Origin of the sequence: Sphingobium xenophagum (assembly GCF_031457465.1) — a bacterium.
GTDB classification, from domain to species: Bacteria; Pseudomonadota; Alphaproteobacteria; order Sphingomonadales; family Sphingomonadaceae; genus Sphingobium; species Sphingobium xenophagum_A.
Window position 1 is genome coordinate 1 of sequence record NZ_JAVDWV010000028.1, and the last position, 22536, is coordinate 22536.

Consider the following 22536-nt stretch of genomic DNA (forward strand, 5'->3'; position numbering starts at 1 on the left):
CAAATCACGCCCGCACAAATAGGCCGGACATATGAAAGCAACCGATCAAACCCGTCCCGACAGAAAGCCCTTGCCATAGGGGGCGTCCACATATGAATCACGATCTAGCCAACAGGGGAATCTGGAGGATTCTGTGATGTCGCGCGGCGCAACGCTGGCGTCATGGTGCGGCGCGATCTCATTGAAGCCGGATTGAACGAGCCCGCTGACGCGCGCGCGACCTATGGGATTAGTGCCGCGGCATTGGTTGTGGGCAAGCGGTTCTGGACGAACCAAAGCCAACGTGATCGAGAGAATAATGCCGTATTGGCGGCATAGGTCGATGTAATCGACGCGCGAAACTGATATTTGCGCGGGCTCCAGGTTGGCACAGCTGCGCTACCAGTGGGTTTGCAAGATGGCAGATATAGGGGACCGTCGGCGCAAATGCGGCGCTGCTTTCACGTATGTTCGATCGAAATGCTGTGGTCATGACGTATCGGGCCATGGTCTGGGTTGCCTGGTGCGCCATCGCGGCAGTGTGGCGGTGACACGTAGAATGCCGCCACAGCATGGACACTGGGTTGGATCAAAGTGCGGGAGCAGCCTGGGGGGCTCGCTGACCTCGGCCGCGGCGGTCGCAATCGGCTCCGTCGGGATCAGTATCTGCCGTATGGTGGCGAGCCGTGCCCGGCGGCAGCCGTTAGCGAGGAACCCATAGTGGCGAATGCGATGAAAGCCGTCTGGCAGGCTGTGGATGAGGAAGAGACGAATGAACTCGTGCGGATGAAGCGACATCAACCTGGGCGCGTTGCCACGCCGGTAATCACGCCAGCGGAAGGTTACCCTGGTCTCGTCAGCGCTGACGAGGCGACTGTTGGCGATGGCGACCCGGTGTGTGTAGCGGCCGAGATAGGCCAAGACATGTTCGGGCGATCCGAACGGCGGCTTGGCATAGACGATCCAGTTTTTGCGCCGCAGCTTGGCGATCGCTTCGGCAAAGATATCGGCGTCATCTAACTCATCCAGCTTGCCGGAGAAGCGTAGGCGCCTGGCTGCATGTGCCGCTTGGAGCCTTTCGAGCAATAGTCTATGGCGCGGCGATCTGGATGAGAAGTTTCCGTCAATCAGGATGAGAACTGATCGTCGCAGTTTTCATGTGGTGCCTGCTTTGATTGACGCTGGCAAGGCTATTCGCAGGTTTGATTGTCGCTGCGCGACATTTCCTCGTTGGACTTGATTGTCGCGAAGGTCGGTGGCCGACCAGCGCGTGATTGTCGCTGGATCGCCGAGCGCCGACGGTAGCTCTCGACATTCATCTCGAAGATTGTCGCGTGGTGAACGAGGCGATCCACGGCGGCGAGCGTCATGGCGGGATCGGGGAAGACCCGGTTCCATTCACCAAAAGGCTGATTGGCGGTGATGAGCGTGGAACGCCGTTCGTACCGTGCGCTGATCAACTCGAACAGGACGGACGTTTCAGCCTGATCCTTGGTCACGTAGGCGAGGTCATCGAGGATCAGCAGATGATATTTGTCGAGTTTGGCTATCGCGGCTTCGAGCGCCAGTTCACGGCGGGCAACCTGAAGTTTCTGGACCAGATCGGAGGTGCGGGTAAACAGAACGCGCCAGCCATTTTCGATCAACGCAAGGCCGATTGCGGCTGCCAGATGGGTTTTACCCCCACCCGGTGGACCAAAGAAGATGAGGTTGGCGCCTTTTTCGAGCCAGCCATCACCAGAACACAGCGCCGTCACCCGGGCGCGGGAGATCATTGGCACTGCATCGAAGGCGAAGCTGTCGAGAGTCTTGCCGGGTGGCAGGCGGGCTTCGCCCAGATGCCTTTCGATCCGGCGTCGGTCGCGTTCTGCGATCTCATGCTCGGCGAGCGCCGCAAGCAGACGGGCGCCAGGCCAGCCTTCCTTGTCTGCCCGCGTGGTAAAGTCGGGCCAGATCAGTTTGATTGCTGGCAGGCGCAGGTCGTTGAGGATGAGGCTCAGACGCTGGGCGTCGATAGCGGGTGCGTTCCGGCTCATGCGGCTTCTCCCGCCAGGAGAACATCATAGGTGACAAGGGGGACCAGTTCCACCACCACGTCGGGAAGCGCCGCCGGATCGGGAGCGAAGCGTATTCGCAAGGCATCCATCTCGGGGAGACGGTTAGCAGCCACGTCGGCTGCCAGCAGTTCCGCGAGTTCGGCTTCGCAGGCCCTTTCGTGCGCCATTGCCAATAGCTCTACCATCTGCCGGCAAGCGATCCGTTCGGGCAACGCGGCGATGAGCCGGTCGAAGGTCTGACGATAAGGCTCCCTTGGGAAGAGCTGGTCACGATACACCAACTTCAGGAGCGCCATGGGTTTGCGCCGCAGGCTATGGATGACGTGCCTATAATCGACCACATGGCCGTGGGAGCCGTTATTGAACGACCGCCCCCGCGCCAATGTCATCAGGTGAGTGCCGCCGATGAACAGATCGAGGCGATCATCGTAAAGCCGAACGCGCAGCCGATGCCCGATCAGCCGTGAGGGCACGGTATAGAACACCTTACGAAGCGTGAAGCTGCTGGTCGAGGTGACCGTGACGATCGTCTCTTCATAATCGCTGGTGCGCGCGCCAGGCAGGGGCTGCAATACCGCACGCTCGGCGTCTATGCGTGGGCCGTTGCGCCGGTTCTTGCGGCTGACGACTTCGTCGATGAAGTGCCGGTAACTCGCCAGGTCATCGAAGTCTCGCGAACCACGCATCAGCAGCGCGTCCTTTATTGCTGCCTTCAAATGCCCGTGCGGGCTCTCGATCCCGCCATTCTCATGGGCAACGCCGCGGTTGTTGCGCGTCGGCGTCATGCCATAATGTTCGCACAGCGCGTCATATCGCAGCGTCAGATCTTGCCGGGCATCAGCGTCCAAGTTGCGAAACGCGGCCGACAGGCTATCGCTGCGATGCTCAACCGGGGCACCGCCGACCGCCCACAGGGCGTTTTGCAACCCTTCTGCAAGCGCGACATAGCTCTCGCCGCCCAGAATGACATGGACGTGTTCGAAGCCCGACCATATCAGCCGAAAATGGTAGAGGCGATGATCGAGCGGCACGCCGACGATCGTTACGTGCTCATCGTTCATCTCGGTGAAGTCCGACAGGCCAAGCCGTCCCGGCTCATGCACCTGCCGGAAGATCTCTTCCTGCTCGGGACCATGGATCGCCCGCCATGTTCGGATCCTTCGCTCCAACGTGCGCCGAATGCGCCCATCAAGCTCAGGGTGACGGCGACATATCTCCTCGAAAATTGCCACTGACCGCAAACCAGGCGCAGCCTGGAGCATGGGGACCACATCCTCGTCGAAAATCCCGGCTAACGGGTCCGGGCGTCGCCGCTCTCGCTGGTCCTGCCTTTGCGAGGGAAGCCGAGGATCTCCCTCGATGCGATATGCGGTCGCTGTGCTGATACTGGCCTTGGCGGCGGCGATCGGAACGGCATGGGTATGTCGGAGCTTCATGTAGAGCCTCATCTGATGATCGTTGACGTGGCGGCCCGGCATGAACGACATCCCCTCTCGCGAAGTTATGCCTTTGAATACCTGACCGGCCGCCCGGCTTCCTGCTCCTTCAAAATCGCGATGATCTGCTCTTCGCTGAACCTGCTGCGCTTCATTATCGTCCGACTCCTTCGAGGCGGACTCCACTCAAAATCGGTCACATTCCAGGGGAGCACGTCAGGAACGGGATCGCCGACAGCGGCCTTGGAATGATGAAGCATCCCATGCTTCGAATCGCGACCAGCACGGGTTGCAAGACAATGGCTGGAGCGATGCGGCGAGGTGAATCAGATGCGCTCTGACCTGAAGGAAGCTACGGTCGCGCCATGGAAGAAGACGAAATCGCAGCGCGCATTGAAGCATTTGACGCAGCCAATGGCGGCGGCGTAGGCTGGTATGAGGAGAAAGGCGCTTACCACCTCTACCTGCTCACAAATGAGGCGCCGATCGCGCGCCTCAAGCCAACTGGCACAGGTGACGAAGTCAGGATCGCCTATTGGTCGCATCGACGAAAATGGGACGATATCGACGACATGGGCGGATGCCTCCTACCCCTCGATCAGGCCCTCGACCACGTCGCAACCAACAGCATCTTCTGGACCTGGACCTGATCAAAAACGTACAAAGTCGAGCTTACAGGTTCCACAGGCGCGCAGCATTGCCGCTCAGAAATTTGGCTCCGGCAATTGGGCCAAGCTGCTCATACATGCCCATAAGCATCTCGTTGGTATAGCCCCAGGTGCCTTCGGCATGGGGATAATCGGCACCCCACATGATATTGTCCTCACCGATAATATCGACCAAGCGAAGAGCGGCCGTGTCGACGATGAAGGAGGCGGCGCACTGGCGGTGCCAGTATTCGGACGGCATCAAGCCCAGCTTGGGTTTTAATTCAGTGTGATAGGTCTGGACGACATAATCCATATCGGCGATCGCTTGAGCAACCCAGGTCGCCCCACCTTCGCAAAACACCACCTTGAGTTCCGGATGCCGGTCGAACACGCCTGAGAAGGTGAGCGCGCCCAGAAGGCCACGGTACGGAGCCAGATTGCGGGTAATATTCGCACCGACCGATCCGTTGCCGACAAATTCGATATAGGGACCAACATGGAACATTAGCGGAATGCCGGAAGCCTCGATTGCTGTCCACAACGGGTCCATGCTCCTGCTGTTGTAGCGGACTCCGCGCGGGAAGGCAGGCATCTGGAGAGCGTTGAAGCCAAGTTGCTTTATCTTGGCAACATAGTCGTGCGCCGCTTCGGGCTTCAGGAAGGCAGGCAGGATGGCGATAGGTACAAGGCGATCCAGATGGCCTTTGCAATAATCAATCAGCCATTCATTGTAGGTGTCGATGCATGCCCAGTAAAGTTCCTTGTCCTCAAGAGTATTAAGTCCTTGTGTGATACCATGGAACAGGAAGCTGATGTCGACGCCTTCTGCGTCCATCGACTTGATCTTTTCGTCAAGATCCCAGTAACCTGGAAGGCCGGAGGATACCCCCTCATCGACGCCTTGCGGTATGAGCGATCTGCCTTCCGCTTCGAAGCGCAGCGCGCCGGTTTCGTCTCGATAAAGCTTGGGCGCGCGGGCTTGCCATTTGGCGGGCATGCGATCTTCCCATAAATGAAGCGCCTCCAAATTATGGTCATCGGTGGAAATAATACGCACACCGGCAGGCGGCATCCATTTCTCGGCGGGTAGTTCGCGTGTGGGCGGAATAGGGCGAAGCAGTTCTTGCAGCGGCATTTCAGATCTCCTTATCGCGTCGGACCGTTTGCAGAAATGAAGTTGTCGATCATGAGGCAATCGGCACGGCAGCGAGGAATTTGGCGCGCCGCTTGTCGAATTGCGTTTGCAGATTTGCCCGGGTGAATAGCCTTGCCGCGTTTCCTCCCAGCACTTCGACAAGTTCTTCCGGGGTGACATCGGGATTGTTCGAACGCAGGCGACTTATGACATCGCTCGTGAATGGAAATGTTCCCTCAGAATGCGGATAATCCGTAGCGAACATCAGTGCCGAGGTTCCCAACCCCTTGCGGATCGCCATGGTCGAGTCCCCGTCGTTCTGGAAGGCGCTGTGGACTTGGTTGCGAACAATTTCGCTCGGCATCCGGGACAGCTTCGGTTCGACGCTGTTGGAATGGCCGATGTAGACCTCATCCATGCGTTCAGCGAGGCTCCACAGCCAGCCGGCACTGTGCTCGGCAAAGACGATGTGCGTGTTTGGATTGCGTTCGAGTACACCGCCTCCCACGAGTTGAGCGATGATGTCGACTGCGTCATTCATTTGCCGCGTGTAGTTGTAAACAGCGCCGCCGGGCCCGCTTATCGGGCGCAAGGGAATGTCGCCGAAGCCGGTGTGGAAGGCGATGGGAATACCTGCCTCGCCAGCGAAAGCGAAGATCGGATCCCAGCGAGGATCGTTGTAGTTGTTGAGTCCTTCGAAAATCGCGAACGCCGCAAAGCCCATGGCCGCTGTGCGTTTGCACTCGGCTAGCGCGTCATCGAAATCGTGCGACGGAATGATAGCAGCGGGGATCAAGCGATCACGCAGGGGTTGGGTGTATTCCCAAGCCCAGTCGTTCCAGATTTGCGCAGCAGCGCGCTCGCCCTCGCGATCACCGATGCGGGCGATCAGCAGGCCAACCGTCGGGAAGCAGAGTTCGGCATCGACGCCATCGCGATCCATGTCTGCTGCGCGTAACGAAAGATCGCGAAAGCCCCGGCGCTTTGTGTCGTCCACGCTGGTCGACTGGGCGTAGAACTCGTCGTCCGTCTTACCCGTCTTGTGCGCAGGAAAGTCGGGCAAAAAGCGCATTATTACACGATCGCCGACCCGGTAGATGCGACGATTATCCTCGGTCGTCAGGGTGATTGCAAATTGCGACAGATGCTCTGGCATCCGGGCAGTCCAAAGATCGGATGGCTCCGCTATGTGCGCATCACAGCTGAAAACGAAGGGGCGAGGAGCAGCGATCATTGTCTGTATCTCCGACTGGCTTGATCCTCGCTGACTATCATGCGTGCCCGGCACGAAATTTGATATCGGTCAATTCGCAATATTATTTCTAACAATTGATAGATGGAAATTACATCATCCCGCATCGGCGGGCGCAACCGAGCGGCCAACTATTTCGGGCAAAAACGGCCTGATCAAAGCGACTGTCTTAGCTTTGGGTCACTAACGCATCCGGCTCAAGCCGCCATATGCAGGCGGCGTGCATCACTGTGCGACCAATTTACCCCAGCCTTCTTCGTACGGTGCTTCCACAGCAGACACAAAATGCACGCGCTTGAACTTCCATTTACCGTCCAGCCGCACATATTCCTCTTCGTAATTACCTAGCATCCAGACGGCCTGCCCCGCGTGGCTAAGTGCCTGATTCAGAAGTTTCTCAAGCGAAGCAATATCTTGCGGTTCTGCGCGTGAGCATGCGGATTGAAGCGATCAGTGCCCAAGCGGTTGAAGATGCGATGGACTTTTCCCAGTCCTTGGCGAGCCGTCGGCAGCGGCCGAGCCATGCGAAAGTGCGTTCAACTACCCATCGTCGGGGGAGCACTTCGAAGCCTTTGGCGCTGTCCGAGCGCTTGATGATGTGGATTGTCCACTTCCCCATGCCGACGAGGGCGGAGCGTAATTTATCGCCTGCACAGCCGCCATCGGCGAACACGTGGCGCAACCATGGGAACCGCGTACGAACAGCGGCCAGCACATCTACGGCCCCATCACGGTCCTGGATATCAGCAGTGTGGACGAGGATGAAGATCAGAAAACCGTAGGTGTCGGTCAGGATGTGCCGTTTGCGGCCTTTGACCTTCTTACCCGCGTCAAAGCCCGATACTCCGCCACTTTCCGTGGTCTTCACCGACTGGCTATCGATCACTCCAGCACTGGGCGAGGCCTCCCGTCCTTCGATTTCCCGCAGGTTCATGACCAGCACGGTGTTGATGGCTGCGAACAGACCGGCATTGCGCCAGGCGTAGAAGTAACGCCGCACAGTTGACACCGGAGGAAAGCATTTGGGCAAAAGTCGCCACGCGCACCCGCTCACGGCAACATACAGCATCGCGTTCAGGACTTCGCGCATGTCTGCCGTTCGAGGTCGGCCTCCACGCCTTGCCGGAGGAACGAATGGCGCTGTCAGCGCCCACTCCGCGTCCGTCATATCCGATGGATATCGCAGTCCCTCCCGGCTATGCTCGCGCCGGGCAATACCAGTCCATGTCACCATTCACTCCATCTCTTCGCAAAGAGGTGTGAATCACAACATGCTGGTATTGCTCAATAACTCTCGGTTCGGGCTCTAAGTGCGATGATCGCGTGCCAGTTTCCTGTCGCGGTATCTCCGTAGATGTCGATAATGGGATTCATGACGTTGTGAATTACGAAAGGGGTCGTCTGGAAATCAATCATCAGTTGCCTGATTTCGTCACTGCCGCGCGCGGTTCGCGTGCTCGCGGGGCCTTCCCAGATAGCATCGGGCGCGAACAGTTCCATCAGTGCGTCGATATCATGGTGGGTTGTGATTCCGTTGAAACCGCCGTCGTTGTACAGTGTGTATTTCACCCGCAAACGGGAGATTTCCTCGCGATCCTCGATAATTCTGACTCGTGCCTCGAGTGTCAATGTCATACCAAATCCTTTTCCGCAAAGCCGTCTTTTCAGCGGTCGAGATTATCCGGACGATAGGCCGTGGGCAACGCATCGCCACCAATCCCGACCGCTCATCGCGAGGGGTCAATCGGCTTGAGCAGCATCGGCGTTACGCTTACACTATTCGTCGTCGGAACGTTTGATAGAAAAGAAGAACGGCATGGTGGATAGGGTTGCAATCGTGACGGGCGCAAGTCGCGGTCTTGGCAGGGGCACCGCTCGTGGACTGGCGAGGAAAGGGATGACTGTCTACTTGACAGGGCGCACGGTCGACGATCTTGAAGAAGTGGTGCGAGAGGTTGACGCCGCCGGGGGTCGAGGCTTCATCGCTCCTTGCGACCATGGCAATGACGGCGAAGTGCAGACCCTGATTGATCGCGTGGAGCGCGAGCAGGGGAGGTTGGACCTGCTTGTCAACAATGCGGCGGCTGTAAATGTGGCCGAACTGACCCGTCCGGGTCCCTTCTGGGAAAAGGATCTGGGGCTGGCTGACATGATCAATATCGGGCTCAGGTCAAACTATGTGGCTTCCTACTTCGCGGCGCCGCTGATGATCCGGACCGGCGGCTCGCTGATCGTCAACATTTCGTTCTATGGTGCAGTGAGCTACCACTTCAGCCCGGCCTATGGCGCGGCGAAGGCCGGGACGGATAAGATGGTGCACGACATGGCCATCGACGCAAAGGATACTGACCTGTCGATCGTATCGCTGTGGCCAGGGATCATACGGTCCGATAATATCAGGGACCTGAGGGTCGAGGACTTCCCGCTTGAAATGCAGACCATTGTTCCGGAGATGGAGCGGCCTGAATTCACCGGATTGGTGATCACCGAACTGCTCGACGATCCGGAGCGCAAAGCGCTGTCGGGACAAACGCTGATCGGTGCTCAGCTAGGCCGGAAATATGGCGTGGTGGACGTGGATGGAAAAGCGCCTCGGGATTGGACTGAGACGATGGGCACGCCGACCGTTTTCTTCGTACGATAGTGCGGGATGCAATCAGTTCGGTGTGGTGCCGTTTAGCGTCCTCGGGACTGTCAGGAATTTCGTGTGCGGCGAGGCGGTTGACCATCAGGCCGTCATGGCCTTGATGAAGCGTTCGCCGAAGAGCACAGCAAATTGCGCCTTTGCCATGTTCCATTCGCGCGGCGGCATTTTCCACTCTTTCTCCAACCGGTTCAAGATCAGATAGAGCAGCTTGGTGGCCGCCTCATCATTGGGGAAATGGCCCCGCGCACGAACAGCGCGACGAAGCTTGGAGTTCAAGGCTTCGATGGCATTGGTGGTGTAGACGATCCGCCTGACTTCGTCGGGGAAGGCGAAAAATGGGATGACCTCGGGCCATGCCCGACGCCAGCTCTGGCCGATGGCAGGATAGCGCTGCCCCCAGAAGCTCGCTTTGAAGGCCGTTAGTGCTTCCTCGGCCGCCGCGCCATCGACGGCACGGTAGATGGCCTTCAACGCCGTTCCGAGCGCCTTACGGTCTTTCCACGCGACGAAATCCATCGAGTTCCGCAGCACATGGACGATGCATGTTTGAACCATCGCTTCGGGGAAGACGGCGGTGATGGCGTCGGGAAAGCCCTTCAGGCCATCGACGACGGCCAGCATGATATCCTCGACACCGCGGTTGCGCAGTTCGTTCATGACGCGCAGCCAGAATTTGGCGCCTTCATTCTGTTCCAGCCATAGGCCCAGGACCACCTTGGTGCCGTCGGCCATGACGCCCAGGGCAATATGGATCGCCTTGTTGCGAACCATGCCCTCGTCGCGGATCTTAACCCGGATCGCATCGAAGAAAACCAGCGGGTAGGCTGGGTCCAGCGGACGTTGCTGCCAGGCCGAGACCTCCTCCCGCACAGCGTCAGTGATCGTGCTGATCAGGTCGGGTGAAGCCTCGATGCCATACAGTTCGCGCAGATGTCCGGTGATCTCCCGGGTGCTCATGCCGCGCGCATACATCGAGATGATCTTGTCATCAAAGCCGGGGAAACGGCGCTGATATTTGGCGATCAGCTGTGGATCGAAACTGCCCGCCCGATCCCGCGGCACCTCGATCTCGATCCGTCCACTGTCGGTCGTCACCGTCTTGCGGCCATAGCCGTTCCGGCTGTTGGTCCCTTGCTCCTCCTGGCCAAGATGGTGATCCATCTCCGCGTTGAGCGCCCGTTCGCCATATGCCTTCTTCAGGGACCATACGTGCCATCTTGTTCGCCAACGCGACCGAGACGAGCATCCGCTCTAGCCATGATCCGGCTGGCGCACCGAACCGGCAAGCCTGACGCACCATCGAACTGCCGCCGACGATTAGCAGGCGCCTTATTGTTCGTTCAAGCGTCGCGCCGACGTCTTCGGCAGCTTCCCCAACGAGGACAGCATTGTCCGCCTCGTCGGCGCTCCTCGAACAGAATGACGAGTGGCAGCTCCAGCACCGCTACATGCAGATCGAAGGCATGGCCGAATTCAACGGGCCTATGATTGAGGAGGAAAATCAGCCCTACACATCACCGCCAAGGCCGCCTGACGATGACCCACGACCACCGCCGCAATTACACAACGTTGACGGACGCGACCCCGTGGCAAAGCCTTGGCACGATCCAGGCCCAATTAATGCAACTGGTTGATGCCAACAGCTCCACGTTCGCTGACAACCCGCCGCGCCCATTTCCCGTCTCCCGGCGTGTGAAAAAGGTCAAAGCCGGCACGAACTATGCAAAAAGCGACAACTCAAGGATCCAGGTGAGACTCTATCACCAGTTACTATCGATCATATACATGATAACAGGGAAGCAGGTGCTTGCCAGCTTCCGCTTACACGGTAGTTGCGGTCCTCCCGTAAATCGGGTCGTCGGGCATGATGCCATTGTCGAAGTGTGATCGGGTTTTGCGAAGTGTCGGCAGGCCCGGTAGCCTTCGGTGGATTTGTCTCCGTCGGATGGAATGCTGGTTTGAGACTCCCGCTGGAAAGACGTTATGCGTCGGGCAGCCATCGCGGAGTCCGAGCCCGGATTTCGGAATACCGGAACTCGACCAGGGGAATACAGCGCCATGTCCATCGCCATGCCCGCACCCGACGCGGAAACGCTTGCCAAGCGGGATCGGATCGTCGCGGCGATGCAGGCGATTGTGCCGGGTGAGGGCGTGATAACCGATGCTGACGAACTGAGACCCTGGGAATCGGACGGGCTGACCGCCTATCGTCAGCCGCCGATGCTGGTTGTGCTACCCGAAACCGTGGAGCAGGTCTCTGCGATCCTGCGCTGGTGCCAGGGCGAAGGCGTCCGGGTTGTGCCGCGCGGGTCAGGTACTTCGCTGTCTGGCGGTGCCCTGCCGCTGGCCGACGCTGTGCTGCTCGGCATGGGCAAGTTCAAGAAGGTCCTCGACATCGATTATGAGGACCGCGTGGTCGTGGTTCAGCCGGGTGTGACCAACCTTGCCATTACCCAGGCGGTGGAAGGGCGCGGGTTCTATTACGCGCCCGATCCGTCGAGCCAGATCGCCTGCTCGATCGGCGGTAACGTCGCGGAAAACTCTGGCGGGGTGCACTGCCTGAAGTACGGGCTGACGACCAACAACGTCCTCGGCGTCGAACTGGTGCTGATGGATGGCGAGGTCGTGCGGCTGGGCGGGCGGCATCTCGATCCGGCGGGGCTCGATCTGCTCGGCGTCGTCGTCGGGTCCGAAGGCCTGCTGGGCGTCGTGACCGAGGTGACCGTGCGCATCCTGCCCAAGCCCGAGACGGCACGCGCCGTGCTCGTCGGATTTCCCGATGCCGAGCAGGCTGGCGCCTGCGTCGCGCAAATCATCGCCGAGGGGATCATTCCGGCCGGCATGGAAATGATGGACCGCCCCGCGATCCATGCGGCAGAGGCGTTCGTCAATGTCGGCTATCCGCTCGACGTCGGCGCGCTGCTGATTGTTGAGGTCGATGGCCCCGCAGCGGAATGCGACCACCTGATCGAGGAAATCGTCCGCATTGCCGATGCCAACGGGGCGGTGACCACGCGTATCTCGCGCGACGAGGCGGAGCGAGTCGCGTTCTGGGCCGGACGCAAGGCGGCGTTCCCGGCAGTCGGCCGCATCTCACCTGATTACTATTGCATGGACGGCACGATCCCGCGCCGCCGATTGCCCGAGGTCCTGCGCCGGATGGAGGAACTGTCGCAGCAGTACGGGCTGGGCGTGGCCAACGTTTTTCACGCGGGCGACGGCAACCTCCATCCGCTCATCCTTTACGATGCCAACGTTCCGGGCGAACTCGACCGCGCCGAAGAATTCGGCAACGACATCCTGCGCTTATGCGTCGAGGTTGGCGGCGTGCTGACCGGTGAGCACGGCGTCGGGATCGAGAAGCGCGACCTGATGCCCGAGATGTTCAGCGAAGAGGACCTAAAGCAACAGCAGCGTGTAAAATGCGCGTTCGACCCCAAACTGCTTCTCAATCCGGGCAAAGTATTCCCGACGTTGCACCGCTGCGCCGAACTGGGCCGGATGCATGTCCATCACGGGGCCTTGCCGCACCCCGAACTGCCGAGGTTCTGATGCTGACGCCGAGAGATGCTAGCGATCTCGCCGAGATCGTTGCCCGCGCTGCTGGAGGGGGTAAAAGACTTGAACTGAGCGGCGGCGCGACGCGGGCGAGCTTTGGCGCACCACGTGATGCTGAGCAGGTATCGCTGCGCGGTCTTGCCGGTGTGGTCGATTACGATCCGGCCGAACTCGTCCTGACCGTCCTGCCCGGAACGCCGTTGGCTGAAATCGAGGCTCTGGTTGCTGGCGAAGGGCAGATGCTTGCATTCGAACCATGGGGCCACGAAGGAGCGACGATCGGAGGCACGGTGGCGGCTGGAGTGGCCGGCTCGCGCCGCGTGACCGCCGGTTCGGCGCGCGATCATCTGCTGGGGCTGAAGGCCATTTCCGGACGCGGCACCGAATTCATCGCTGGGGCCAAAGTCGTCAAGAACGTCACCGGCTACGACTTGCCCAAGTTGATGGCCGGTTCGTGGGGTCGGCTTGGCGCGATGACCGAACTGACGCTCAAGGTTCTGCCGCGTGCACGCGAGACAGTGACCATGGTGGCGCGTGGCCTGACGGTGGAAACGGCGCATGCAGCGATGGCCTGCGCGCTTGGCAGCAATGCCGACGTGTCCGCCGCGGCACATCTGCAGAGTGGCGAGGTCCTGCTGCGCGTGGCAGGGTTCGCGCCGTCGGTCGCGGCGCGCTGCCAAGCCCTGCCCAGCGTGCTGACCGCACACTGCATGGTCGATCGACTGTCGCCCGACGAGGCGGCACCGTTGTGGCAACGCGCAATGACCGGGTGCGACCTCTATGGCGCGGTGCGCTGGAAGGTGCATCTTCCGCCGCGCAAAGCGGCGGAATTGGTCCGCAAGGTCGAGCCGCTGGGTTCGCGCTGGGCGATGGACTGGGGCGGCGGGCTGGTCTGGGTCGCCGTCGATCACACTGACGACCGCGTGCGCCGGGAAGCCGTCGCGCTGGGCGGCGAGGCGGCGCTGATCGCGGCGCCGGACGACATGCGCGCTCGTATCCCTGCCATGCATCCGCGCGCGACCGGCGTAGCGATGCTCGAGGATCGCGTTCGCCGGGCCTTCGACCCGTCCGGCGTCTTTGCAACCGGTCGATTTGGAGAGGTTGCCGATGCAAACCCGCTTCCAGCCTGAGGCGCTCGCCGACCCGGCGATGAAGGCTTCCGAGGCCGTCATCCGCAAGTGCGTGCACTGTGGGTTCTGCACCGCGACGTGCCCGACTTACGTGCTAATGGGCGACGAACTCGATAGCCCGCGCGGACGCATATATCTGATGAAGGAGATGCTGGAGAACCGGCAGGCGCCGACAGCCGAAGTTGTCAAGCACGTGGACCGCTGCCTGTCGTGCCTGTCGTGCATGACGACTTGTCCTTCGGGGGTCAACTACATGCACCTCGTCGACCACGCGCGAGCCTATATCCACGAGCATTACGAGAGACCGCGAAGCGAGCAGCTCTTCCGCAAGCTTCTCGCCGAGATCCTGCCGCACCAACGGCGTTTCCGTATGGCGCTTGTCCTTGCGCCGCTGGGCAAGCCGTTTAGGAGTTTGTTGCGCGGCATGCCGGGTTTGAAGCCGCTTGCCGCGATGCTGGATCTTGCGCCGAATACCACGCCCGCCCCGGTCGGCGCGAATTCGGCGCTGGTGCCGGCGGCGCAAGGACGCATCGCGCTGCTGCAGGGGTGTGCCGAGCCGGTGCTCCGGCCCGAATTCCGCGCCGCGGCGATGCGGCTGCTCAATCGTTGCGGGCGCGACGTGATCTTCGCACCTGGGGAGGGATGCTGCGGCGCTCTCGTTCATCACATGGGGCGGGAGGACGACGCACTGGTCGCTGCGCGCCGCAACGTCGATGCGTGGATGGTTGAGATCGAGGGCAGGGGCCTCGATGCGATCATCGTCACCGCCTCGGGTTGCGGAACCACGATCAAGAACTACGGCTTCATGCTGCGCGACGATCCCGCCTATGCCGCCAAGGCCGAACGGGTCAGCCAGCTGGCGATGGACATTTCCGAATATCTCGCGTCGATCGCCCTGCCGCCCGCTACCGTGCGAGGCGTGACTGTTGCCTACCATCCCGCCTGCTCACTGCAGCACGGCCAGAAAGTCACCGACGCCCCCAAGCGGTTGCTGGCCGAAGCGGGTTACACCGTGCAGGTGCCAGCGGAGGCGCATTTGTGCTGTGGTTCGGCGGGAACGTACAATATCCTCCAGTCCGAGATTGCCGATACGCTCGGCGCGCGCAAGGGGGGGCATCTCGACCGGCTGGACGCGGACGTCGTCGCAACCGGCAATGTCGGCTGCGCCACGCAGATCGCGCGGTTTTCTGACATGCCCATTGTTCATACGGTCGAACTTCTCGACTGGGCGACCGGCGGGCCGCGCCCCGCACGCCTCGATCACATCCAATTAGGAGCAGAAACGAAATGACCAGCATTACTCTCGCCCAGGCACAGACCATCGTCGCCGGAACGCTGAAGGAAGGACGTGCGCTCTCGCTCAAGCCGCTGAGTGTCGTCGTGCTGGACGCGGGCGGGCACATGATCGCCTTCGCGCGCGAGGACGGATCGTCGAACCTGCGTCCGCAGATCGCGACCGCCAAGGCGTCGGGCGCGCTGGCACTGGGCGTATCGTCGCGCGTGATCGGCGAAATGTCGATCGAACGGCCTACCTTCATCAATGCTGCGGCTGGGCTCAACCCTGCGGGTATCGTGCCGGCGGCCGGCGGCGTGCTGGTGCGTGATGCGTCAGGCACGATCGTAGGCGCGGTCGGCGTGACCGGCGATACCAGCGACAACGACGAAGCTGCGGCCCTCGCCGGGATCAATGCGGCGGGTCTGGCGGCCTGAGCCACTTCAGATATGCGATTTATGACGCAGGTTTCGGCGGGGCGTTTGACACCCCGCGACCGACCTGTGAGCCTCTGCCCTTGAGCGCGCTGACGCCCGGGCAGAGGACATTTCATGACGAAATACAAGTTGGTGGCCTACACCAATTCGGTAGAAGGCAAGGACGACGCGTTCAATGCCTGGTATGACTACCAGCATATTCGCGACGTCTGCGCGATCCCTGGAATCCTGTCTGCCGAGCGCATGACCTGCGTCGGCGAAGGTCCGCACCGCTACATGACGATCTACGAGATCCAGACGGACGACATTGACGGCGTGATGGCCGAACTTGGCCAGCGCGCTGGCACCGAAGCGATGCCGATCACCGACGCGCTCGACGAAACGACGGCTGCCGCCATGGTGTGGCGACCAATGGCTTGAGCAGCGTTGCGCCATACCGTCGTGGCGGGCGCATCCATGAAAGAAGAAGGCGACGAATGGAAGCAATCGAAGATCCCCTCGAACAACGTGTCCGCCAGTCCTTGCCTGCGCTTGTCGGCGGCACGGTCGAAAGCCTCGAACGCGAAAGCCGTTGGCGGCCATCATGGATCGCGCAGGTGCGCAGGGGCGGCACTCTTAAACCGATTTATGTGCGGGGCGACCGGGGCGAGGGCTATTCCTTCCCGCTTTCTTATGAAGCTAATGTCCTCGAAATTCTTGAGGAAAACGGCATTCCTGTGCCGCACGTCTACGGCATGTGTGAGGATCCCCAGGCGATCGTCATGGACCTCGTGCCAGGTAATCGGCAGATGAGCGGCCTGGTCAGTGACGCAGAAAAGCGACGCGCTATCGATGACTATGTCGCAATCATGGCGCGCATGCATCAGATCGACGTTGCGAAGTTCACCGAACGCGGTCTGGAAAATCCCCCCGTGCCTGAGGACCTGCAAAACAACCAGCACCGCAAGAATATCGCGTTTTACCGCTCGCTCAAATCACGGCCCGAACCGCTGGTCGAATTCGTCCTAAAGTGGATGGACGCTAATGTGCCTCGTCACCGGACCGAGCGCAGTTTTGTCACTCTCGATTCAGGGCAGTTCCTGGTCAATCAGGGGCGGGTGTCGGCGATCTACGATCTCGAGATCGGGCACATCAACGACCCGCTTGCCGACCTGGGCGGCTGGCGCATCCGCAACGTGTTCGAACCGCTCTATGACATGGGCCACATGTTCCGCGAGTACGCCCGGCTGACCGGGAGGCCGCTCGACTACAACGTCATCAACTACCACGTCATGGTGCTCAGCATCTCGACCAGTTTGTGCATCGCGCGTCAGATCACCATGCCGCTGGACACTGCGGTAAACTGGCTGGTTTGGGAAGTATCGGGAACGCGCATGGCGCTGACTGCGATGGCCGACATTCTAGACGTCGATCTGATAGCGCCACAGTGGCCCGAAGCGGTCAGGTCGCCGCGTTCGCATGCTGTCGAATCCATGAAGCTGGCGATCGACGCGATACCTGTGGCCGACGATCCGGCCGATGGTTATCGCCGCGCGATGGCCCGCAATCTTGCGGGGCACCTCGAACTCGTCGACCGGTACGGTGGGGCCATCGACAAGGCCAACCTCGACGAGATCGAAGAGATGACCGGCGAGCGCCCGGCGACAATTGCCGATGGAGACTCAGCGCTGGAAAGGTTCGTCGCGCAAGCGGGCCCGGAATACGACGAGCGCCTGTTGCAGGTGTTTTTCCGCCGCAACGAACGCAACCGGATGCTCCTTCCGGTGTTTACCGAGGAAGTGGCCGCGGGCGATGTCAGCCCGTTCCTCGACGATTGCCTGCTGCCGCGCATCCGGGACCTGATGGGCGACTAATGGGGGGTGCGTTACCGCTCGGGTTCGTTGGTGCGGTGCAGCGATATGGTCTGGCCCGACCATTGCGGCTTGCGCTTCTCGCTCATCGAAGCAGCCGCTTCCTTGGCGTCCGGCAGGTTCGAGGCCAGCGTCGTATAGAGCTGCTCGATCCTGTAGCCCTCGGTCAGCGGAAGCTCCTCGGTCAGGTTGATCGATTCCTTCATCAACTGCACGCCGTAAGGGCTGAGCGACGCGATCTGGCCGGCGATTTCCAGCGCGCGATCCATCAGTGTCTCGCGGCTCAACACCTCGAGGATGCCGCCGTAGCGCGCAACGGTATGCGCATCGACCCGCTGCCCGGTCAGCGCCATGTACCGCATCAGCTTGTTGGGCACGAGCCGGGTCGTGTGAAGCGTGCCGCCCAGCGCGCCGATCAGCACTTCGGTCAGCGAGAAATGCGCGTTCTCGGACGCCAGGACGATATCACAGCACGCGGCCAGCACGACACCGGCGCCCACCGCCGGACCGTTGACCGCGCCGACGACCGGAAGCGAACACCGGCGGATCGCTTCGAAACATGAACGCGACACTTCCGACCGCGCAACCTGCATTTCGGTCGTGCGCGCGGCCAGTTCGCGCGTATCGGCCCCGGCGCAGAATATCTTGCCCTCGGCGGTCAGAATAACGCAGCGCGCGGCGACGTGCGTGTCACGAATGCCTTCGAACAGGTTGCGCAGCTCGCGGAACATCGACAGCTTCATCGCGTTCGCGGGTGCATTGTCGATGGTAACGACAAGCACGCCTTCGTGCCCCGGCGCCCATTCCGTGCGAATATTGTTCTCTGACATGGGCGGAACTCCTATTTGCGTAAGGTAAGGTTCTGGCAGGACAGCCTGCACTTCGGTCGGGTCAGAGCAACCCGCGCGAGGCGAGCACTTCCTCGGCCACGCGGACGCCTTCGAGCCCTGCTGGAAGGCCGCAATAGATGATACTCTGCAACAGCACTTCGCGAATCTCATCGGGTGTGGCCCCGTTGTTAAGCGCGGTGCCGACATGGATGCGCAATTCGTGCTGGCGATTGAGCGCGATCATCGTCGTGATGCTGAGCAAACTGCGCGTCTTGCGGTCAAGGCCCGGGCGCGACCAGATCTCTCCGAAGCAATATTCCTCGGACAGGCGGCGAGCCTCGGCGTTGAAGGCGTTGGTCGATGCCTCGCGCTTGTCAAAATAGTCATCGCCGATGACTTCGCGCATGATGCCGCGGCCGGTATTTCGCAAGTCGGTCATGTGGGCTCCCTTGTCTGCGGCGGGCCGACCTCGACGTCGGCGCGTCGCTCGAAATAGCGGATCAGTGCGGCATAGTCGTCCGCCGGGTCCATCTCGGCGATGGCAGTCTTGAGGAAATCGAGCGCAGCGGACAGCATCCACAAGGATGCCCCATCCTGTCCGGCTTCTTCCACGCCCAGCTTCATGTCCTTGAGCAGAAGTTCGGTTGCAAAGCGCGGCGGGAACGTGCGCGGCATTACGCATTGCGGAACCTTGTCGGCCGAGATGAAGCTGCGCCCGCTCGATACGTTGATGACGTCGAGCATCCTGGCGGCGTCGAGTCCACCTTTCACGCCCGCGACGAGCGCCTCGAAAGTCGTGACCGCGTTCGCCGCGCACAGCATGTTGTTAATCAACTTCATCTTCTGCCCCACCCCGGGTCGATCGCCGATGACGAAGATGTTACTGCCAAGGTGGCGAAGTGCGTCTTCAGCTTGGGAGCGCGCTGCGGGCGCGCCCGCTACCATAATGGTCAGGGTTCCGGCCTCGGCAGCGCCTACGCCCCCGCTGACCGGGGCATCGACGAGTGCAACGCCCTTGTCCGCAAGCGCGGCCGCGATGCTTTCGGTCATGACCGAACCGGTCGTCGACAGGTCGACCACCAGCCGCACCGCACTACCGCTCGCCACACCGTCCACGCCAAGGATGACGGCGCGTACGATCTCTGGCCGCGGCAGGCTGCACAATACAATCGAGCAGGCGTCCCCGACCTGAGCTGCATTTTGCGCGGCAGTCGCCCCACTAGCTACGAGGCGCGCCACCGCCCCCTCATCGAGATCGTGGACGACCACGTCGAGCCCCGCCGCTACCAGCCGGGTGGCCATGCGCGCGCCCATTTGGCCCAGACCGACAAAGCCAAACTTCTCGCTCATGGTGTTAGGCCGTCTGCAACTTGACAATGCGCGGGATCTTGTGCGGTGGACCGAGCTTTAGGAGCTCGTCGTTCGGCACTAGTTCCAGCTTCGAATCGATACCGAGTTGCCTGTGGATTTCGGCTTTCAAACGCGCTTCGAGCGATGCCAAATTGGGTTCGCCGGCATAGCCGACCCGCAGGCGTAAGAAATCCTCGGGCGTATTCGGGCGCACGATCTGGAACAGGCCCGCCTTCGATTCGAGCTGAGATTCGATGGTCGGCCAGATACTGATCGGCAAAAGCTGCTTGCCCGCAACGACGATCTGGTCGCCTGCGCGGCCCTGCACCTTGAATCGGGCGTGCGTGCGGCCCGATTCGCTCTTCTCGCGCGTCAGCCATACGAGATCTTCGCTACGGAACCGGATCAGGGGGTCGACAAAATTCTGCAGGGGCGTGGCAACCAGTTCGCCGAACGTGCCGTCTTCGGCAGGCAGGCCGGTATCGGGATCAATATGCTCGACGAAGACTTCATCCTCCCATGCATAGGCGCCCGAATGGTTGGCCGACCCTAGCGTTATCGTAGCATCGCCCAGCGAAAGCACCTCATAGACGTTCATGCCCCAGCGCTCGGTCAGCGAACGGCCGCGCGGGCCGAGCGGTTCGCCGCCCCAGATTACCGCCTTGCAGCTTGAGAAGACTTCGATGAGGTCGATCGCGGTGTCGATCTCGAACTGTTCGAGGCCCATCAACAGCGGCGTAGACAGCGCCATGATCAGGGTAGGGCGATAGGTGCGGCAAGCCTCTACCAGTCGCCCGATCTCGGCGGGCGAGTGGTCGAAACAGATCGGGGTCAGCCCGAAATGCAGCAGCGGGGCCAGCGTCGAGCCTCGGATGGTCGGATTGGTCGTAACTGCATAGTCGCCGGGACGAATACCCAGGTCCCAGAACGAACGGTCGAACCGCGAATCTGTCTGCGGCCCATGCAGGTCGCGCCGCGCCAGGAAGGTGGGGTCGCCAGTAGTGCCGGAGCTGCCGGTGATCGAGCGCAATTCTGAGCGCGGTACGCACAGAATGCCGCCGAACGGATCGCCGGTTTCGGTGCGATAGTCGCGGATGTCATCCTTGGTGATGAACGGCACGAGGCGCGAGAAATCTTCGAGCGAGTTGATGTCGGACGGCTTGACGCCGGCCTCGTCCCATTTCTTCCGCACGAGCCCGGCCTTGTCGTAGGCAAGCTCGATCACGCGCTTCAGTGCCGGCCATTGCCGCTCGACGATCTCTTCGCGCGACATGCACTCGATCTCGGGGTCGAAAAAGGGACGTTCCTTGGTCATGGTTGCTACCGTATTCCTCTCAAGCCTGGTTGCGAGCCGCCGATCCTTCAGGACGTACGGGTCGTGCCGCCGGGATAGTTGCCGCCGCCGTACGCTTCGTCGAGGGCCTTATAGTCGATGCCGCCGGTCGCGCCGCGCGGGATGGATTCGCGAAACTCGACGCTAGATGGTTTCTTGTACGACGCAATGCGTTCGCGGCAATGCTCGATGATGTCGCGGCTGGTCGCCTTGGCATCGGGTCGCAGCGCGACAATCGCCTTAACAGACTGAATCCACTTGGCGTCGGGAATGCCGATGATCGCACAATCGGCAACGTCTGGGTGCTTGCGGATGCAAGCCTCGACCTCAGCCGGATAGATGTTCTCGACCCCCGACTTGATCATCTGCACCTTGGGACCGATGAACGAGAGGCTGCCGTCGGCCTCCCGCTTGCCAAGGTCGTTGGTGTGGTGCCAGCCGCCGCGATGCCGCTTCGCGTTCAGTTCGGGTCGGTTCCAGTAGCCGTTCATCACAATCGGCCCGCGGAACACGATCTCGCCCACTTCGCCTGGCTCGACGTCGCGGTCGCCCTCGTCGACAATGCGCATCTGACACAGTGGAGAGGGGCGACCGAAGATGCCGGTCGTGCCCGATCCGTAATAGGGCAGGACAGCGAGCCCCATCACTTCGGTCTGCCCATAGCCCGGAACAAGCGTATCCAACTGCTCCACCGTCACCATCGCGTTCCAGGCATCGGTGTGGGGGACTGAGCGCAGGCTCTTTAGCTCGAACCGCCCGTCCGCGTTGAGATCGACGATCTCGTCCATCGTCTTGCCGACGAGCCAAGTTCTGGTGCACTTCTCGGCATCAATTGCCTGCGCAATCGACATCGCGTCTGTGCGGCGAACGAACACGTTCGTCCCGCCCATGTGGAACACGGTCAAGCACTGCATCAGTGTGCCGAGATGGAAGAGCGGTCCTACCGCGAGGAACACAGTCTGGTTGGAGATCCGCATCGTCGGTGCGAGGACCAGGTTTTCGAGCAGGATCGTGTTCTGGCTAAGCACCGCGCCATTGGGGCGCCCGTCGAACGCTGCGGTGTAAATGATGAGTGCGCCGAGCGCAGTATCGACTTCGCGATGATCGTTGCGGTCGCGCGAGGCGCTCTCGATGAAGCCCTCGTACGATCCTTTGCCCTCACCATCGTGGAGCAGCCATAGGCCGTCCTTAAATACCGCGAGTTCGCGGGCGGCGGCGATTTCCTTGCCAACTTCCTGTTCCTGCCAGACGATGACCGCCGGTTCGAGATCGTCGATCTGGTCCGCCAGTTCGGCGCGGCTCTGCCGCCAGTTGGTCGGGCACAGCATGGCGTTGAGTTGCGAGGCGGCTATCAGCAGTTCCATGATGCCGTCGGAGTTCTGGCCAAGCCAGAGAATGCGATCGCCTGACTTCACGCCCGCCTTGTCGAGCGCATTGATCAGCCGGTCGACCCGTTCCAGCAAATCGGCGAAGGTAAACCGGCGGGCGCCCATCGCATGGGCGATCTTGCCAGGATAGGACCGGACGTGTTCTTCGAGAACAGAGTAGAGAGACAAGTTCCGGATCGGATCGAACATCGATTGCTCCAACGCATACATTCAGGGCATGCCGATCGTCGG

Annotated in this window: 22 protein-coding genes and 4 pseudogenes; 10 read left to right on the forward strand and 16 right to left on the reverse strand. The window is 61.0% G+C overall.

Annotation, left to right across the window (positions count from 1 at the left end; genetic code table 11):
• Window positions 1-468 precede the first annotated feature (468 nt).
• The 4 genes and pseudogenes from J2W40_RS19325 to J2W40_RS20620 form a co-directional block, all read right to left on the reverse strand.
• Window positions 469-1071, reverse strand: a pseudogene (locus tag J2W40_RS19325) (IS91 family transposase); the annotation flags it as partial.
• A gap of 98 nt (window positions 1072-1169) precedes the next feature.
• The gene (gene istB / locus J2W40_RS19330) at window positions 1170-2015 is read right to left on the reverse strand and encodes an IS21-like element helper ATPase IstB (RefSeq protein ID WP_019054274.1); all 846 of its coding nucleotides are present in this window, start codon (window positions 2013-2015) and stop codon (window positions 1170-1172) included.
• A complete protein-coding gene (gene istA / locus J2W40_RS19335) occupies window positions 2012-3514 on the reverse strand; it encodes an IS21 family transposase (RefSeq protein ID WP_409050407.1) in 1503 nt (500 codons plus the stop codon). The genes istB and istA overlap by 4 nt, the downstream gene beginning before the upstream one ends.
• A gap of 23 nt (window positions 3515-3537) precedes the next feature.
• Window positions 3538-3627 carry a transposase gene (locus J2W40_RS20620; RefSeq protein WP_409050409.1) on the reverse strand — a complete coding sequence of 30 codons (90 nt, stop codon included), beginning with the start codon at window positions 3625-3627 and terminating at the stop codon, window positions 3538-3540.
• A gap of 210 nt (window positions 3628-3837) precedes the next feature.
• Here J2W40_RS20620 and J2W40_RS19340 point away from each other — a divergent pair, with 210 nt between their 5' ends.
• Window positions 3838-4122 (forward strand): hypothetical protein, encoded by a 285-nt coding sequence (locus J2W40_RS19340; protein ID WP_310227602.1) that lies wholly within the window; start codon window positions 3838-3840, stop codon window positions 4120-4122.
• Window positions 4123-4144: 22 nt separating this feature from the next.
• Here J2W40_RS19340 and J2W40_RS19345 read toward each other — a convergent pair whose 3' ends face one another.
• From J2W40_RS19345 to J2W40_RS19365, 5 genes are all read right to left on the reverse strand, one after another.
• Window positions 4145-5317: an amidohydrolase family protein gene (locus J2W40_RS19345; protein ID WP_310227603.1), complete on the reverse strand. Its 1173-nt coding sequence runs from the start codon at window positions 5315-5317 to the stop codon at window positions 4145-4147.
• Entirely contained in the window at window positions 5307-6413 is a 1107-nt protein-coding gene (locus J2W40_RS19350) for an amidohydrolase family protein (RefSeq protein ID WP_409050408.1), read from the reverse strand. Before J2W40_RS19350 ends, J2W40_RS19345 begins: the two co-directional genes overlap by 11 nt.
• 321 nt (window positions 6414-6734) lie before the next feature.
• Window positions 6735-6860: a hypothetical protein gene (locus tag J2W40_RS19355; protein WP_310227605.1), complete on the reverse strand. Its 126-nt coding sequence runs from the start codon at window positions 6858-6860 to the stop codon at window positions 6735-6737.
• A 46-nt stretch (window positions 6861-6906) separates the two neighbouring features.
• A complete protein-coding gene (locus J2W40_RS19360; RefSeq protein ID WP_310227606.1) occupies window positions 6907-7743 on the reverse strand; it encodes an IS5 family transposase in 837 nt (278 codons plus the stop codon).
• A 50-nt stretch (window positions 7744-7793) separates the two neighbouring features.
• Window positions 7794-8144, reverse strand: a complete 351-nt coding sequence (locus tag J2W40_RS19365) for a nuclear transport factor 2 family protein (protein ID WP_310227607.1) — start codon at window positions 8142-8144, stop codon at window positions 7794-7796.
• A gap of 181 nt (window positions 8145-8325) precedes the next feature.
• Between J2W40_RS19365 and J2W40_RS19370 the strand changes: the two genes are divergently transcribed.
• Window positions 8326-9153, forward strand: a complete 828-nt coding sequence (locus tag J2W40_RS19370; protein ID WP_310227630.1) for an SDR family NAD(P)-dependent oxidoreductase — start codon at window positions 8326-8328, stop codon at window positions 9151-9153.
• Window positions 9154-9237: 84 nt separating this feature from the next.
• On the opposite strand, the pseudogene J2W40_RS19375 reads toward J2W40_RS19370, so the two are convergent.
• Window positions 9238-10356: pseudogene (locus tag J2W40_RS19375) on the reverse strand (IS256 family transposase); the annotation flags it as partial.
• Between the two features lies 1 nt (window position 10357).
• A pseudogene (locus J2W40_RS19380) lies at window positions 10358-10498 on the reverse strand (IS110 family transposase); the annotation flags it as partial.
• Here J2W40_RS19380 and J2W40_RS19385 point away from each other — a divergent pair.
• The 8 genes and pseudogenes from J2W40_RS19385 to J2W40_RS19420 form a co-directional block, all read left to right on the forward strand.
• A pseudogene (locus J2W40_RS19385) lies at window positions 10499-10690 on the forward strand (IS256 family transposase); the annotation flags it as partial.
• A gap of 2 nt (window positions 10691-10692) precedes the next feature.
• The gene (locus J2W40_RS19390; protein WP_310227608.1) at window positions 10693-11043 is read left to right on the forward strand and encodes a hypothetical protein; all 351 of its coding nucleotides are present in this window, start codon (window positions 10693-10695) and stop codon (window positions 11041-11043) included.
• A 171-nt stretch (window positions 11044-11214) separates the two neighbouring features.
• Window positions 11215-12708, forward strand: coding sequence for an FAD-linked oxidase C-terminal domain-containing protein (locus J2W40_RS19395; protein WP_310227609.1), 1494 nt, complete (start codon window positions 11215-11217; stop codon window positions 12706-12708).
• The gene (locus tag J2W40_RS19400; protein WP_310227610.1) at window positions 12708-13844 is read left to right on the forward strand and encodes an FAD-binding protein; all 1137 of its coding nucleotides are present in this window, start codon (window positions 12708-12710) and stop codon (window positions 13842-13844) included. Before J2W40_RS19395 ends, J2W40_RS19400 begins: the two co-directional genes overlap by 1 nt.
• A complete protein-coding gene (gene glcF / locus J2W40_RS19405; protein ID WP_310227611.1) occupies window positions 13822-15135 on the forward strand; it encodes a glycolate oxidase subunit GlcF in 1314 nt (437 codons plus the stop codon). The genes J2W40_RS19400 and glcF overlap by 23 nt, the downstream gene beginning before the upstream one ends.
• A complete protein-coding gene (locus J2W40_RS19410) occupies window positions 15132-15554 on the forward strand; it encodes a GlcG/HbpS family heme-binding protein (RefSeq protein ID WP_310227612.1) in 423 nt (140 codons plus the stop codon). The genes glcF and J2W40_RS19410 overlap by 4 nt, the downstream gene beginning before the upstream one ends.
• A gap of 114 nt (window positions 15555-15668) precedes the next feature.
• The gene (locus tag J2W40_RS19415; protein ID WP_310227613.1) at window positions 15669-15974 is read left to right on the forward strand and encodes a DUF4286 family protein; all 306 of its coding nucleotides are present in this window, start codon (window positions 15669-15671) and stop codon (window positions 15972-15974) included.
• Between the two features lie 56 nt (window positions 15975-16030).
• Window positions 16031-17407, forward strand: coding sequence for a phosphotransferase (locus tag J2W40_RS19420; RefSeq protein WP_310227614.1), 1377 nt, complete (start codon window positions 16031-16033; stop codon window positions 17405-17407).
• A gap of 11 nt (window positions 17408-17418) precedes the next feature.
• Here the strand turns inward: J2W40_RS19420 and J2W40_RS19425 are convergent, their stop codons facing one another.
• The 5 genes from J2W40_RS19425 to J2W40_RS19445 form a co-directional block, all read right to left on the reverse strand.
• Window positions 17419-18234, reverse strand: coding sequence for an enoyl-CoA hydratase-related protein (locus J2W40_RS19425; RefSeq protein ID WP_310227615.1), 816 nt, complete (start codon window positions 18232-18234; stop codon window positions 17419-17421).
• Between the two features lie 61 nt (window positions 18235-18295).
• Window positions 18296-18673, reverse strand: coding sequence for a carboxymuconolactone decarboxylase family protein (locus J2W40_RS19430; protein ID WP_310227616.1), 378 nt, complete (start codon window positions 18671-18673; stop codon window positions 18296-18298).
• On the reverse strand, window positions 18670-19584 hold the full coding sequence (locus tag J2W40_RS19435) for an NAD(P)-dependent oxidoreductase (RefSeq protein WP_310227617.1): 915 nt from the start codon (window positions 19582-19584) through the stop codon (window positions 18670-18672). The genes J2W40_RS19430 and J2W40_RS19435 overlap by 4 nt, the downstream gene beginning before the upstream one ends.
• Window positions 19585-19588: 4 nt before the next feature.
• Window positions 19589-20899 (reverse strand): phenylacetate--CoA ligase family protein, encoded by a 1311-nt coding sequence (locus J2W40_RS19440; RefSeq protein ID WP_310227618.1) that lies wholly within the window; start codon window positions 20897-20899, stop codon window positions 19589-19591.
• Between the two features lie 47 nt (window positions 20900-20946).
• Window positions 20947-22494, reverse strand: a complete 1548-nt coding sequence (locus J2W40_RS19445; protein ID WP_310227619.1) for an AMP-binding protein — start codon at window positions 22492-22494, stop codon at window positions 20947-20949.
• Window positions 22495-22536: the final 42 nt, after the last annotated feature.

Coding starts and splice junctions, on each gene's coding strand:
- istB (WP_019054274.1), bottom strand. CDS start 2,015: ATGAGCCGGAACGCACCCGCTATCGACGCCCAGCGTCTGAGCCTCATC.
- J2W40_RS19365 (WP_310227607.1), bottom strand. CDS start 8,144: ATGACATTGACACTCGAGGCACGAGTCAGAATTATCGAGGATCGCGAG.
- J2W40_RS19435 (WP_310227617.1), bottom strand. CDS start 19,584: ATGAGCGAGAAGTTTGGCTTTGTCGGTCTGGGCCAAATGGGCGCGCGC.
- istA (WP_409050407.1), bottom strand. CDS start 3,514: ATGCCGGGCCGCCACGTCAACGATCATCAGATGAGGCTCTACATGAAG.
- J2W40_RS19440 (WP_310227618.1), bottom strand. CDS start 20,899: ATGACCAAGGAACGTCCCTTTTTCGACCCCGAGATCGAGTGCATGTCG.
- J2W40_RS19400 (WP_310227610.1), top strand. CDS start 12,708: ATGCTGACGCCGAGAGATGCTAGCGATCTCGCCGAGATCGTTGCCCGC.
- J2W40_RS19395 (WP_310227609.1), top strand. CDS start 11,215: ATGTCCATCGCCATGCCCGCACCCGACGCGGAAACGCTTGCCAAGCGG.
- glcF (WP_310227611.1), top strand. CDS start 13,822: ATGCAAACCCGCTTCCAGCCTGAGGCGCTCGCCGACCCGGCGATGAAG.
- J2W40_RS20620 (WP_409050409.1), bottom strand. CDS start 3,627: ATGAAGCGCAGCAGGTTCAGCGAAGAGCAGATCATCGCGATTTTGAAG.
- J2W40_RS19420 (WP_310227614.1), top strand. CDS start 16,031: ATGGAAGCAATCGAAGATCCCCTCGAACAACGTGTCCGCCAGTCCTTG.
- J2W40_RS19425 (WP_310227615.1), bottom strand. CDS start 18,234: ATGTCAGAGAACAATATTCGCACGGAATGGGCGCCGGGGCACGAAGGC.
- J2W40_RS19360 (WP_310227606.1), bottom strand. CDS start 7,743: ATGGTGACATGGACTGGTATTGCCCGGCGCGAGCATAGCCGGGAGGGA.
- J2W40_RS19430 (WP_310227616.1), bottom strand. CDS start 18,673: ATGACCGACTTGCGAAATACCGGCCGCGGCATCATGCGCGAAGTCATC.
- J2W40_RS19340 (WP_310227602.1), top strand. CDS start 3,838: ATGGAAGAAGACGAAATCGCAGCGCGCATTGAAGCATTTGACGCAGCC.
- J2W40_RS19355 (WP_310227605.1), bottom strand. CDS start 6,860: ATGCTAGGTAATTACGAAGAGGAATATGTGCGGCTGGACGGTAAATGG.
- J2W40_RS19370 (WP_310227630.1), top strand. CDS start 8,326: ATGGTGGATAGGGTTGCAATCGTGACGGGCGCAAGTCGCGGTCTTGGC.
- J2W40_RS19410 (WP_310227612.1), top strand. CDS start 15,132: ATGACCAGCATTACTCTCGCCCAGGCACAGACCATCGTCGCCGGAACG.
- J2W40_RS19415 (WP_310227613.1), top strand. CDS start 15,669: ATGACGAAATACAAGTTGGTGGCCTACACCAATTCGGTAGAAGGCAAG.
- J2W40_RS19445 (WP_310227619.1), bottom strand. CDS start 22,494: ATGTTCGATCCGATCCGGAACTTGTCTCTCTACTCTGTTCTCGAAGAA.
- J2W40_RS19350 (WP_409050408.1), bottom strand. CDS start 6,413: ATGCCAGAGCATCTGTCGCAATTTGCAATCACCCTGACGACCGAGGAT.
- J2W40_RS19390 (WP_310227608.1), top strand. CDS start 10,693: ATGACCCACGACCACCGCCGCAATTACACAACGTTGACGGACGCGACC.